We start from the raw sequence: 13,278 nt of genomic DNA, 5'->3' as shown, positions 1-13,278 counted from the left end.
CTTATACAGCGGTTTGGTTGATTACCAACCCGTCACTTCACGTAGACCTTTACCAATCTCCGCTAGAGATTTCACAGTCTTAACGCCAGCTGCTTCTAGTGCTGCGAATTTGTCTTCTGCAGTACCTTTACCACCAGAGATGATAGCACCAGCGTGACCCATACGCTTACCAGGAGGAGCAGTAACACCCGCAATGTAAGAAACCACTGGCTTCGTTACGTTTTCTTTGATGTAAGCCGCAGCTTCCTCTTCCGCAGTACCACCGATTTCGCCAATCATTACGATTGCTTCTGTTTCAGGGTCTTCTTGGAAAAGCTTCAGGATGTCGATGAAGTTTGAACCTGGGATTGGGTCGCCACCGATACCAACACACGTTGACTGGCCAAAGCCTTCGTCAGTCGTTTGCTTAACCGCTTCGTACGTTAGTGTACCTGAGCGAGAAACGATGCCCACTTTACCTTTCTTGTGGATGTGACCAGGCATGATACCGATCTTACACTCATCAGGCGTGATAACACCCGGACAGTTAGGACCGATCATGCGAACGCCAGTTTCTTCTAGCTTCACTTTTACGTCGATCATATCTGTTGTTGGGATGCCTTCAGTGATTGTTACGATAAGCTCGATACCTGCGTCGATCGCTTCTAGGATTGCATCTTTACAAAATGGTGCTGGAACGTAGATAACTGTTGCTGTTGCGCCAGTCACTTCTACTGCTTCACGTACCGTGTTGAATACAGGAAGACCAAGGTGAGTTTGACCACCTTTACCTGGAGATACACCACCAACCATTTGTGTACCGTAAGCAATTGCCTGCTCTGAGTGGAAAGTACCTTGACCACCAGTGAAGCCCTGACAGATTACTTTAGTGTCTTTGTTAATTAGTACAGACATTATTTAGCCTCCGCAGCAGCAACAACTTTCTGAGCAGCATCTGTTAGCGACTCAGCAGCAATGATATCAACATCAGAATTAGCAAGAACTTCGCGACCTAGGTCTGCGTTAGTACCTTCTAGACGAACAACAACAGGTACAGTTACACCAACTTCTTTCACTGCACCGATGATGCCTTCTGCGATCATGTCACAACGTACAATACCGCCGAAGATGTTTACTAGAACGGCTTTCACGTTGTCATCAGATAGGATGATCTTGAATGCTTCTGCTACACGCTCTTTTGTCGCGCCGCCACCTACATCTAGGAAGTTAGCAGGCTTACCACCGTGTAGGTTTACGATGTCCATTGTACCCATCGCTAGACCCGCACCGTTAACCATACAGCCAACGTTGCCATCTAGTGCTACGTAGTTCAGTTCCCACTGAGCTGCGTGTGCTTCACGCTCGTCTTCTTGTGAAGGATCGTGCATTTCACGAAGCTTAGGCTGACGGTATAGCGCGTTTGAGTCGATGTTGATCTTACCGTCAAGACACAGCAAGTTGCCTTCGCCAGTAATAACCAGTGGGTTGATCTCTAGTAGCGCTAGGTCGTACTGAGAGAACATAGTGCCAAGACCCATGAAGATCTTAACGAATTGTTTGATTTGGTCACCTTCAAGACCAAGTTTGAACGCTAGCTCGCGACCTTGGTAAGCCTGAGGCCCTACTAGTGGATCGATTGCTGCTTTGTGGATTAGCTCCGGCGTTTCTTCCGCAACTTTTTCGATTTCCACACCACCTTCAGTCGAAGCCATGAAAACGATCTTACGAGTTGCACGGTCAACAACCGCACCAAGGTAAAGTTCGTTAGCGATGTTAGACGCTTCTTCTACAAGGATTTTAGTAACAGGCTGACCATTTGCGTCTGTTTGGTAAGTAACCAAGTTCTTACCTAGCCATTTTTGTGCGAATTCTTTTACGCCATCTTTTGTATCGTGTAGCTCAACGCCGCCCGCTTTACCGCGGCCACCAGCGTGAACCTGACATTTTACAACTTTCTTTTCAGTAGTGATGCGACCTGCTGCTTCGAAAGCTTCTTGTGGCGTATCACATGCGTAGCCTTCCGGTACAGGCAAACCGAATTCTGCAAACAGCTGTTTGGCTTGGTATTCATGCAAATTCATTTTGATATTCCGTTTGTTTATCCCTCAAGGGATTTATTATTTCCATAACACCACTTCATGCGGTGCGTCTGTAGGGTCTTCTCAAATCAACTGCTTATGTATTTATCGGGCGCAGTTCAAGTGAAGGCCAGACGCTGAGCCAGTCTAGCCTTGGATATCGTGGACGTCGAGCTATCAAGGACAACTCGACGTTTTAGCGATATTAAACGTCTAATAACAGACGTGCTGGATCTTCTAGTAGCTCTTTAATGGTTACTAGGAAACCCACAGATTCACGACCATCAATCAAACGGTGATCGTAAGATAGTGCTAGATACATCATTGGCAAGATTTCTACTTTGCCGTCAACCGCCATTGGACGCTCTTGGATTTTGTGCATGCCCAAGATTGCCGATTGTGGTGGGTTGATGATTGGCGTAGACATCAATGAACCAAATACACCGCCATTGGTGATAGTGAAGTTACCGCCCATCAACTCATCAACCGTTAGCTTGCCGTCACGGCCTTTGATTGCTAGCTCTTTGATGCCTTTCTCGATATCAGCAAAACCTAGTGTGTCACAGTCTTTTAGAACTGGAGTCACTAGACCACGTGGCGTAGAAACCGCCATGCTGATGTCGAAGTAGTTGTGGTAAACGATATCATCACCATCGATAGATGCATTCACTTCTGGGTAACGTTTTAGTGCTTCAGTTACTGCTTTCACGTAAAAAGACATGAAGCCAAGACGAGTGCCGTGACGCTCTTCGAACTGGTCTTTGTATTGCTTGCGAAGGTCCATGATTGGCTTCATGTTCACTTCGTTAAACGTGGTTAGCATTGCCGTGTTGTTTTTCGCTTCTAGAAGACGGTTTGCTACTGTCTTGCGTAGACGCGTCATTGGTACACGTTTTTGGCTACGAGCTGCTGCAGGCGCTTCAACTGCTGCTGGAGCTTCTGCTTTCGGTGCCGCTTTTGCGTTTGCAAGGTGCGCTTCGATGTCTTCGCGAGTAATACGACCGCCGACACCAGAGCCTTTCACTTGACTAGCTTCTAGGCCGTGTTCAGCAAGAAGACGACGAACTGCTGGGCTTAGCGCATCGTTGCTCTCTTCTGTTAGCGTTGCTTTATGACGCTTATCAGGAGACGCTTCTTTGTCTTCTGTTGAATCTGTTGTTGGTTCGCCTGCTACTGCGCCTGGCTTAAGCTTGGCGATCAACTGCTTAGAAAGTACTGTTGCACCTTCTTCTTCAATAATAGCTTCTAATACGCCCGCTTCCGGAGCAGGTACTTCAAGCACAACTTTATCGGTTTCGATGTCAACCAGAACTTCATCACGCTCTACTGCGTCGCCTGGTTGTTTGTGCCATGTCGCTACGGTTGCGTCAGCAACTGATTCAGGTAAATCTGGAACCAGAATTTCAATTGTCATATCTGTTTCTTCCTTTAACTTCTAGTTCTTAATTCGAAGTTTTTGAGTTCACGTTCAGAGCGTCTTCAACCAACGCTTTTTGTTGTTTCAAGTGCACCGACATGTAGCCTACTGCTGGCGAAGCAGAAGCTGGGCGACCTGCGTATTTAAGATCTGCGCCTGCTGGGATAGCAGCACGGAAGTTGTGTTGGCTACAGTACCAAGCACCCTGGTTTTGAGGCTCTTCCTGACACCATACGAAATCTTCAACATTCGTGTATTGTGCAATAGCGGCTTGAACCTCATCCATCGGGAATGGATAAAGCTGCTCGATACGCACAATAGCCACATCATCTTGTTCGTTGTTGCGACGCTGTTCTAGCAAGTCGAAGTAAACCTTACCCGAACAGAACACAACACGTTTCACTTTGCTTGGCTCCAGATTATCAGTTTCTGGAATTGCTGGTTGGAATGTGCCATCAGACAACTCTTCCAACGTTGAAGTACAAAGTGGATGACGCAGTAGCGACTTAGGTGACATAACAATCAGTGGGCGACGCATAGGACGCACCACCTGACGACGGATCATGTGGTAAACCTGAGCTGGTGTAGATGGCACTACAACCTGCATGTTTTGTTCAGCACATAATTGTAGGTAACGCTCCAGACGCGCTGATGAGTGCTCTGGACCTTGACCTTCATAACCGTGTGGTAACAGCATAGTTAGGCCACACAGACGAGCCCACTTTTGCTCACCTGACGAGATGAACTGGTCAATCACCACTTGTGCACCGTTTGCGAAGTCACCGAACTGTGCTTCCCAAATGGTCAAGCCACTTGGCTCTGCTGTAGCGTAACCATATTCAAACGCCAATACCGCTTCTTCTGACAACACTGAGTCAAAGACTTGGAATGGACCTTGTTTGTCATGAATATTCGCCAGCGGGATGTAGGTGCTTGCATCGTTCTGGTTATGCAGAACTGAGTGGCGGTGGAAGAAAGTACCACGTCCAGAGTCCTGGCCTGAGATACGAATACGCTTGCCATCATCAACCAGCGTTGCGTATGCCAATGTTTCAGCCATACCCCAGTCAATCGCCTTTTCACCGCTGATCATTGCAGAACGATCATTGTAAAGCTTGTTTACACGGCTTTGCAGCTTATGGCTATCTGGGTATTGAATCAGACGTTGACCTAGCTCTTTCAAGCGAGTTGCATCAAACTTGTTGTCCCACTCTACATCCCAGTCGTGACCAAGGTATGGTGACCAGTCCACTGAGTGAAGTGCCATTGGACGCCACTCTTTTACCACAACCTCACCTTTATCAAGTGCGTCACGGTACTCATTAACTAGCTGGGTCGCCACCTCGATATCTGATTCGTTTTTGTCGATAAGAACATCAGCGTATAGCTTACGAGGCGTTGGATGTTTTTTGATTTTTTGGTACATCAACGGCTGAGTCGCATTCGGCTCGTCCGCTTCGTTGTGACCGTGACGACGGTAACAAACCAAATCAATCACAACATCACGTTTGAACTCGTTACGGTAATCCAGTGCAATGCGTGTTACGAAAGCAACCGCTTCTGGATCGTCTGCATTAACGTGGAAAATTGGTGCCTGAACCATCTTCGCGATATCAGTACAGTACATAGTCGAACGTGTATCACGAGGGTTCGACGTAGTGAAGCCAACTTGGTTGTTAACGACAATACGGACCGTACCGCCAACGCAGAAACCACGAGCAAGAGACATGTTGAACGTCTCTGCTACCACACCCTGACCTGCGATTGCAGAGTCACCATGGATAGTAATAGGCAGTACGCGGCTTCCATCAAAGTCACCTAAGCGATCTTGACGAGCACGAACCGAACCAATAACTACTGGGTTTACAATCTCAAGGTGAGATGGGTTGAAGGCTAGCGCGAGGTGAACATCACCACCTGGCGTTGCAAAGTCTGCAGAGAAACCTTGGTGGTACTTAACGTCACCCGTACCCCATGTTTCATCATGCTTACCCGCAAACTCATCAAACAAATCTTGCGGCTTCTTACCAAGAACGTTAACAAGCATGTTCAAACGTCCACGGTGAGCCATACCGATAACCACTTCACGCATGCCACTTGTACCAGCATGACGGATCAGCTCTTTTGTCATCGGAATCAGTGCATCACCACCTTCCAGAGAGAAACGCTTCGCACCTGGGAACTTCGCACCCAAGTAACGCTCAAGCCCTTCAGCAGCCGTTAGCTCCTCAAGGAATGTACGTTTTTCGTCTTTATCGAAAGATGGCTGACCAACGACAGATTCAAGACGTTGTTGGATCCAACGCTTTTGCTCTGTGTCTGTCATGTGCATGTATTCTGCACCGATAGAACCACAGTAGGTTTTCTTCAGTGCTGAGTAGATGTCTTTCAACTGCATCGTTTCTTGGCCAATGGCAAAAGAACCTACGTTGAAAGTTTCTGCGAAGTCATCTTCGGTGAGATTGTGGAATGCAGGGTCTAGCTCCGCCACAGGTGGGCGTTGCCATAAACCTAGAGGATCAAGTTCAGCAGCTTCATGACCGCGGAAGCGGTATGCGTTGATAAGCTGGAGAACTTTTACTTGCTTAGCGTCGACATCTGGATCACTAACCTGGACACTGTAATGCTTTGTTTCTTGAGCGAGTCGTCGGAAGTAGTCGCGGACACGCGAGTGCGGCTGATCAGCCACTTCTTCTGAGTTCTTAGGCAACTCATCGAATACACGTTTCCACTCCTCACTTACCAGATCGGGGTCACTTAGATACAGTTCGTAGAGGTCCTCTACATACGTTGCATTGGCGCCAGCCAAGTGTGAAGACTCGAGCCATGCCTTCATCACGCCGTTGTGCATATTTTCCCTTAACCAGTAGTTTTCACGTTTGCTTCGGTCTGCGCCGAGCTATTAAGAGCCGCTCCAAGTGGAGCGGCAATTTTTGTTGTTAATTAAATCGAACGATTCACTAGCATCGACTTGATGTGACCGATGGCTTTCGTAGGATTTAGCCCCTTAGGACAAACACTTACACAATTCATGATGCCATGGCAACGAAAAACGCTAAATGCATCATCAAGATCGGACAAACGTTCATCAGTTGCTGTATCTCGGCTATCAATTAGCCAGCGATAAGCCGCTAAAAGACCAGCAGGGCCGATAAATTTATCTGGGTTCCACCAGAATGATGGACAAGACGTTGTACAACATGCACACATGATACATTCGTACAATCCATCTAAATGGGCACGCTCATCTGGCGACTGTAAGTTTTCACGAGATGGTGGTAGAGCACCATCATCAATCAAGAAAGGCTTAACTTTCGCATAGTTATCGTAGAACTGTGTCATGTCAACGATAAGATCGCGTACTACTGGTAGACCAGGTAATGGACGGATGACAATCTGGTCGCCTTGAAGCGCTGAAAGTGGCGTAATACACGCAAGGCCATTCTTACCGTTCATGTTTAGGCCATCAGAGCCACATACACCTTCACGACATGAACGACGAAACGCAATGCTAGGATCTTGCTCTTTTAATAGAATCAAGGCATCCAGAAGCATCATGTCTGATCCTTCTTCCACTTCAAGCGTGTAGTCTTTCATGTACGGCTTTTGGTCGACATCAGGATTGTAGCGGTACAAAGAGAAATTCAGTTTCATAATATTACCCTCCTTTCCTTAGTACGTACGTGCTTTTGGTGGAAATGCTTCACGATGGATAGGCTCCATGTTTACACCACGTTTCGTCATTGCTTCCGTTTCTGGGTTGTAGATAGAGTGGCATAGCCACTGCTCATCATCACGGTCTGGGAAGTCAAAACGAGCATGCGCACCACGGCTTTCTGTGCGGTAGTTAGCCGCAACCGCCGTCGCATAAGCCGTTTCCATCAAGTTTTCTAGTTCAAGACACTCAATACGTTGTGTGTTGAACTCAGTCGACTTATCAGCAAGGTGAGCGTTTTTCAGACGTTCACGGATAGCTTTCAGCTCTACTAGACCTTTTGCCATTGCATCACCTTCACGGAATACCGAGAAGTTGTTTTGCATACACTGTTGTAGGTCTTTACGAATTTGCGCTGGGTCTTCACCGTCAGTACTATTTTCCCAACGGTTGTAACGCTCTAGTGAACGTTCAATATCAGCTTCTGTAGCAGGTTTCGCGTCAGCTTGTTTAAGCAGTGTTTCACCCAGATGAAGGCCCGTCGCACGACCAAATACCACCAAGTCAAGCAGTGAGTTACCACCTAGGCGGTTTGCACCGTGTACCGATACAGAAGCAATCTCACCACAAGCAAATAGACCTTGAACTTCAACGTCACCGCCATTCTCGTCCTGGCGAATCGCTTGGCCTGATACCTGAGTAGGAATACCACCCATCATATAGTGACAAGTAGGAATTACAGGGATTGGCTCTTTGACCGGATCAACGTGAGCAAACGTACGAGACAGCTCACAAACACCTGGTAAACGAGACTCCAGAGTCTCTTTACCCAAGTGATCAAGTTTCAGTTTAATGTGTGGACCCCAAGGGCCATCACAGCCACGACCTTCACGGATTTCAATCATCATTGAACGTGCAACCACGTCACGACCAGCAAGGTCTTTCGCGTTTGGTGCGTAACGTTCCATGAAACGTTCGCCGTCTTTATTAAGAAGGTAACCACCCTCGCCACGACAACCTTCGGTTACAAGCACACCTGCGCCAGCGATACCCGTTGGGTGGAACTGCCACATTTCCATATCTTGCATCGGAACACCCGCACGAAGTGCCATACCAACACCATCACCAGTATTGATGTGCGCGTTAGTTGTTGATGCGTAAATACGGCCTGCACCACCAGTTGCTAAGATAGTTGCTTTCGATTTGAAGTAGCACACTTCACCCGTTTCCATGCATAGCGCTGTACAGCCTAGAACAACACCATCTTCATTTTTAACGATATCAAGAGCATACCACTCAGAAAATACCGTTGTTTTGTGCTTGATGTTCTGTTGGTAAAGCGTGTGCAGAAGTGCGTGACCAGTACGGTCAGCTGCTGCCGCTGTACGTGCCGCTTGCTCGCCGCCAAAGTTCTTTGACTGACCACCAAACGGGCGTTGGTAAATAGTGCCGTTATCAAAACGAGAGAAAGGAAGACCCATTTTCTCTAGCTCGATAACAGATTCAGGACCGTTCTTACACATGTACTCGATTGCGTCTTGGTCACCGATATAGTCAGAACCTTTAACCGTATCGTACATGTGCTGTTCCCAATGGTCTTCGTGCGCGTTACCTAGCGCAACCGTAATACCACCTTGAGCAGAAACAGTGTGTGAACGAGTTGGGAATACTTTAGATAGCAAAGCACAAGAAAGGCCTTGCTCCGAAATTTGTAGTGCAGCGCGCATACCTGCACCACCAGCGCCGATTACTACGGCATCAAACTCACGAACTGGAATAGACACTTACGCACCCCACAGAATAAATAGACCAGAGAAGACATAGCCGAATAGCACGGCAATAACACCAAGTTGAAGTGCACCACGAAGTTTCGCGCACTTAATGTAATCGGTTAATACTTGCCACAAACCAATCCACGCGTGAATCAGTACTGAAACAAGTGCCAACATGGTGAAGACTTTAGTGAATGTTCCACCAAAGAATTGGGTCCAAGATGCATAAGAGATATCTGTGAAGGCACAAAAGCTAACCAGATAAATCGTGTATAAAGTCATAATGATCGCTGATGCACGAATCAATAAGAAATCGTGGACACCGTTACGACCAAATGAAGAAACGTGTTTTACCATACCAAGATCCCCGCCAATAGTGATAACACTGCAGTAGCACCAAACGCGACTTTCGCGCTCATCGCGCCGGATTCGAGTTCTTCAAAGTGGCCTAGGTCCATCAGTAGGTGACGAACACCACCAGCAATGTGGTAGGCAAGTGCAGTTAGAATGCCCCACAGAATGAATTTCACGAAGAAGCTATCGACAATGTCAGCGGCTTCCATAAAACCCATAGGGGATGACAGAGAAATGGACAGTAACCAAAGCAATATGCCCACCGCAACAAACGTAATCACTCCCGACACACGGTGTAGGATTGACGCGATTGCTGTGATGGGAAAGCGGATGGTCTGTAAATCTAAATTAACAGGTCTTGACTTTCTTTCTTTCACGGGCTTGCTCACTCAGCTCCATTGAGCATTTATTGTTATAACTAATTTCAGCTTCCAAATGTGCAAAAGTTAACATTTGATTAACAAATACTCGCAATATACCTAGAGATAATTGTAAACACTTTGTTAACAACCGGAGTCCGCAAACAAACCTCACTTTTGTTTCCAGCCCCGAATTTATAAGGATTTAACTAAAATTTTCTGTGCCAATATACGACCAGCAACATTCTAATACAATTGATGTAACAAATTATGCTACATAGAACAGATTTTTAACGATTTTCATGAGAAAAATCATAACAAGTGCACACAAAAATGGAGAAAAATTGACTTTAAGCTTTAACAACAGTACAAAAATGGCACATAAACATCCTGGACGGATTAAATAATAAACAAAGGAGATTGTTATGGCGGATAAGAAAGCTACCCTTCATGTTGAAGGTCATGCGCCGATCGAACTGCCAATTATGGACGGTACGCTAGGTACACCTGTAATTGATGTTCGTAAACTGGGAGCCAATGGTTACTTTACTTTTGACCCAGGTTTTCTTGCCACTGCATCTTGTGAATCATCAATCACATACATCGATGGCGGCAAAGGTATTCTTTTGCACCGCGGTTACCCGATTGATCAATTAGCCAATAACGCAGATTACTTGGAAGTATGTTACATCCTGCTTTATGGCGAAGCCCCTACCCGTGAGCAATACGAGCAATTCAAAACAACTGTTACTCGCCATACTATGGTGCACGAGCAAATCGCAAGCTTCTTCCATGGCTTCCGTCGCGACGCTCACCCAATGGCAGTAATGTGTGGCGTAGTTGGTGCACTAGCGGCCTTCTACCACGATTCACTAGATATCAACAACGACGAGCACCGCGAAATTGCGGCTTACCGTCTGCTATCGAAAATGCCAACATTGGCGGCGATGTGTTATAAGTACTCAATCGGCCAGCCGTTTATTTACCCTCGTAACGACCTAAACTACGCAGAAAACTTCTTACACATGATGTACGCAAACCCATGTGAAGAATACGAAGTAAACCCTGTTGTTGCGCGTGCGATGGATAAAATCTTCACACTTCACGCAGATCACGAGCAAAACGCTTCAACGTCAACGGTTCGTCTATCTGGTTCTTCTGGCGCGAACCCGTTTGCGTGTATTGCCGCAGGTATTGCTTCTCTATGGGGTCCTGCGCACGGTGGTGCAAACGAAGCGTGTCTGAAGATGCTTGAAGAGATTGGCAGCGTAGATAACATTCCTGAGTATGTAGAGCGTGCGAAAGACAAAGATGACCCATTCCGTCTGATGGGCTTCGGTCACCGCGTTTACAAGAACTACGACCCACGTGCAACAGTAATGCGTGAAACATGTCACGAAGTGCTAAAAGAGCTGAACATCAAAGATCCACTACTAGATGTAGCAATGGAACTTGAGCGTATTGCACTTTCTGACGAATACTTCGTGTCTAAGAAGCTTTACCCGAACGTAGACTTCTACTCAGGCATCATCTTAAAAGCGATCGGTATTCCTGTATCGATGTTTACGGTAATCTTCGCGATTTCTCGTACTATCGGTTGGATCGCTCACTGGAACGAAATGCACAGCGACCCACTAAACCGAATCGGTCGTCCTCGTCAGCTATACACTGGTGAAACTCAACGTGAGTTCTCTCCATTGCACGAGCGTGAGTAACGGTTAGAATCGAATAAAAATAAGGGTTGGCGTGAAAGCGTCAACCCTTTCTTTATTTAAGGAACTCAGGAACAAGCTGAAGCCCTATGGATGCGGGATAGCGCTCGTGCGGGGTCCGAGTACTTCGTCACCCTCAAGAGCGAGGGACGAGCGAGTTGGGGATCTATTCTCCCTTCAGATCCCGAAGTACAACAGTCTCTCATAGCAAAGGACAAAGCCCTGCCCTTTTATACTGGGTTATCAATATCGATAAACGTGACGTCTAAGCCATGCTCCTGCGCTAACCACTCACCCAACGCTTTAATGCCGTAACGTTCGGTTGCATGGTGGCCAGCTGAGAAATAATGAATGTCTAACTCACGAGCCGTGTAAGTGGTGCGCTCCGAGATCTCACCCGAAATAAATGCATCTAATCCATGCTGAGCAGCAAGCTCAATGAAATCCTGACCACCGCCAGTACACCAGCCAACTTTCTCAATCATTTTGTCTGCATTGTCAGGGGCAATATGCAAAGGTTCACGGTTTAGTACTTGATTGATTTTGTTCGCGAAGTCGGCACCTGTCATTGCCTGTTTCAAACGACCAAACATCGCTACCGATTGAGGATGTCCTTCTAAGCCGCCTTCCACTTCAATGTCTAGCAAACGTGCAAGTTCTGCGTTGTTACCAAGTTCAGGATGAATGTCTAACGGTAAGTGGTAGCCATATAGGTTGATATCATTTTTGATCAAGCTTCGGATACGCTTTCCTTTCATACCACGAATTGGCTCTGGCTCGCCTTTCCAAAAGTAGCCGTGGTGAACAAGCAGTGCATCAGCATCTAACTCGATGGCTCTATCGATCAGCGCTTGTGAAGCAGTGACACCTGTCACGATGCGTTTGATTTCTAATTTGCCTTCTACTTGCATACCATTAGGTGCATAGTCTTTAATCAGTTGCGGCGACAGTTTCTCGTTAAGGAGCTTTTCCAGCTGTAAATTATTCATTTTTACTTCCAATACTTGTGGCTTGAGCAAAGTGTATCTCGAACCGCAATCGAGATGCCAGTTGTGGCATCCCCAAGTCAAATAAATTTAGATACAATAAAGACGCTTTGCCCGTGACAACAAGGATAATGGATGAATTCTCTACAACGTTTCTATCAATGGATTGCTAACACCCCACCACTTTTTAAACTTCAAACGCCCTTTGTCACTGTTGAAGATATTCCGGCATTGCCGCTACCAGACAATGAAGATTACGATGGCAACCCACGACTCGGCTTTCTATACCAACATCTTTGTACCAAGTTGCTGACTTGCTCCTCCCGATATGAGTTGGTTGCCGAAGAGATTCAACTCAATGATGCTACCGGTCGCACAATTGGCGCCGTCGATTTGATCCTCGAAAATCAAGAAACCAAACAGCATGAGCATTGGGAAGTGGCCATCAAGTTTTACTTGCTGCATGAAGGCATTTGGTATGGGCCGAATGCACACGACCAACTGCATAAGAAACTCGAACGTATGCTCACCCACCAGCTAAAGATGAGCCAGAGAGAAGAGTTCCATCAGCAACTGCCTTTAGACCATATCCCGAGTGAGCACCTCCTGATGCAGGGACGTCTTTACGTTAACCCTTTTTCTGCAGAACCTATCCCAACAAGCTGTTTAGGATACGAATTGGACCCAAATCAAATATCCGGTTACTGGTGCTACCAAAGTCAATGGGAGCAAGTCGAACAGCCGCTTTACGCCCTTTCTAAACCGCTTTGGGCAATAGGCAATGAGGAGTTCTTAGAGCCAATCAATAAGCCATCCGATAGGTTCATTCACGCTCAAACTAAGAGCGGGGAATTTTGGTTTGTTGTACCAGATACTTGGCCAAACTAATACGGGAAACGGGAAACGGGAAACGGGAAACGGGAAACGGGAAACGGGAAACGGGAAACGGGAAACGGGAAACGGTWA

At 46.7% G+C, this 13,278-nt stretch carries 11 protein-coding genes; 2 read left to right on the top strand and 9 right to left on the bottom strand.

Going from position 1 to position 13,278, the window contains the following annotated elements; genetic code table 11:
- Nucleotides 1-21 precede the first annotated feature (21 nt).
- The 8 genes from sucD to sdhC form a co-directional block, all read right to left on the bottom strand.
- Complete coding sequence (gene sucD / locus B853_RS04065; RefSeq protein WP_005436989.1) at nucleotides 22-894, bottom strand: succinate--CoA ligase subunit alpha; 873 nt, start codon at nucleotides 892-894, stop codon at nucleotides 22-24.
- Nucleotides 894-2,060 (bottom strand): ADP-forming succinate--CoA ligase subunit beta, encoded by a 1,167-nt coding sequence (sucC, locus tag B853_RS04060; protein ID WP_005426700.1) that lies wholly within the window; start codon nucleotides 2,058-2,060, stop codon nucleotides 894-896. Before sucC ends, sucD begins: the two co-directional genes overlap by 1 nt.
- Before the next feature lie 202 nt (nucleotides 2,061-2,262).
- A complete protein-coding gene (odhB, locus tag B853_RS04055) occupies nucleotides 2,263-3,471 on the bottom strand; it encodes a 2-oxoglutarate dehydrogenase complex dihydrolipoyllysine-residue succinyltransferase (protein ID WP_010446837.1) in 1,209 nt (402 codons plus the stop codon).
- 28 nt (nucleotides 3,472-3,499) lie between these two features.
- The gene (sucA, locus tag B853_RS04050) at nucleotides 3,500-6,325 is read right to left on the bottom strand and encodes a 2-oxoglutarate dehydrogenase E1 component (RefSeq protein WP_010446836.1); all 2,826 of its coding nucleotides are present in this window, start codon (nucleotides 6,323-6,325) and stop codon (nucleotides 3,500-3,502) included.
- A gap of 92 nt (nucleotides 6,326-6,417) precedes the next feature.
- On the bottom strand, nucleotides 6,418-7,128 hold the full coding sequence (locus B853_RS04045) for a succinate dehydrogenase iron-sulfur subunit (protein WP_038885285.1): 711 nt from the start codon (nucleotides 7,126-7,128) through the stop codon (nucleotides 6,418-6,420).
- An 18-nt stretch (nucleotides 7,129-7,146) separates the two neighbouring features.
- Nucleotides 7,147-8,913, bottom strand: a complete 1,767-nt coding sequence (sdhA, locus tag B853_RS04040; protein WP_010446832.1) for a succinate dehydrogenase flavoprotein subunit — start codon at nucleotides 8,911-8,913, stop codon at nucleotides 7,147-7,149.
- Nucleotides 8,914-9,258 carry a succinate dehydrogenase, hydrophobic membrane anchor protein gene (gene sdhD / locus B853_RS04035; protein WP_010446829.1) on the bottom strand — a complete coding sequence of 115 codons (345 nt, stop codon included), beginning with the start codon at nucleotides 9,256-9,258 and terminating at the stop codon, nucleotides 8,914-8,916.
- A complete protein-coding gene (sdhC, locus tag B853_RS04030; RefSeq protein ID WP_005426687.1) occupies nucleotides 9,252-9,644 on the bottom strand; it encodes a succinate dehydrogenase cytochrome b556 subunit in 393 nt (130 codons plus the stop codon). The genes sdhD and sdhC overlap by 7 nt, the downstream gene beginning before the upstream one ends.
- Before the next feature lie 395 nt (nucleotides 9,645-10,039).
- On the opposite strand from sdhC, the gene B853_RS04025 reads away from it, so the two are divergent.
- Nucleotides 10,040-11,329, top strand: a complete 1,290-nt coding sequence (locus B853_RS04025) for a citrate synthase (protein ID WP_010446823.1) — start codon at nucleotides 10,040-10,042, stop codon at nucleotides 11,327-11,329.
- 227 nt (nucleotides 11,330-11,556) lie between these two features.
- Here the strand turns inward: B853_RS04025 and B853_RS04020 are convergent, their stop codons facing one another.
- On the bottom strand, nucleotides 11,557-12,315 hold the full coding sequence (locus B853_RS04020; RefSeq protein WP_038885286.1) for a Nif3-like dinuclear metal center hexameric protein: 759 nt from the start codon (nucleotides 12,313-12,315) through the stop codon (nucleotides 11,557-11,559).
- Nucleotides 12,316-12,447: 132 nt separating this feature from the next.
- On the opposite strand from B853_RS04020, the gene B853_RS04015 reads away from it, so the two are divergent.
- Nucleotides 12,448-13,200 carry a DUF1853 family protein gene (locus tag B853_RS04015; protein ID WP_038885287.1) on the top strand — a complete coding sequence of 251 codons (753 nt, stop codon included), beginning with the start codon at nucleotides 12,448-12,450 and terminating at the stop codon, nucleotides 13,198-13,200.
- Nucleotides 13,201-13,278: the final 78 nt, after the last annotated feature.

Origin of the sequence: Vibrio rotiferianus CAIM 577 = LMG 21460 (assembly GCF_002741985.1) — a bacterium.
Taxonomy (GTDB): Bacteria; Pseudomonadota; Gammaproteobacteria; order Enterobacterales; family Vibrionaceae; genus Vibrio; species Vibrio rotiferianus.
The sequence above is the reverse complement of the archived record's forward strand: the minus strand, read 5'-3'. Positions and strand labels throughout refer to the sequence as shown.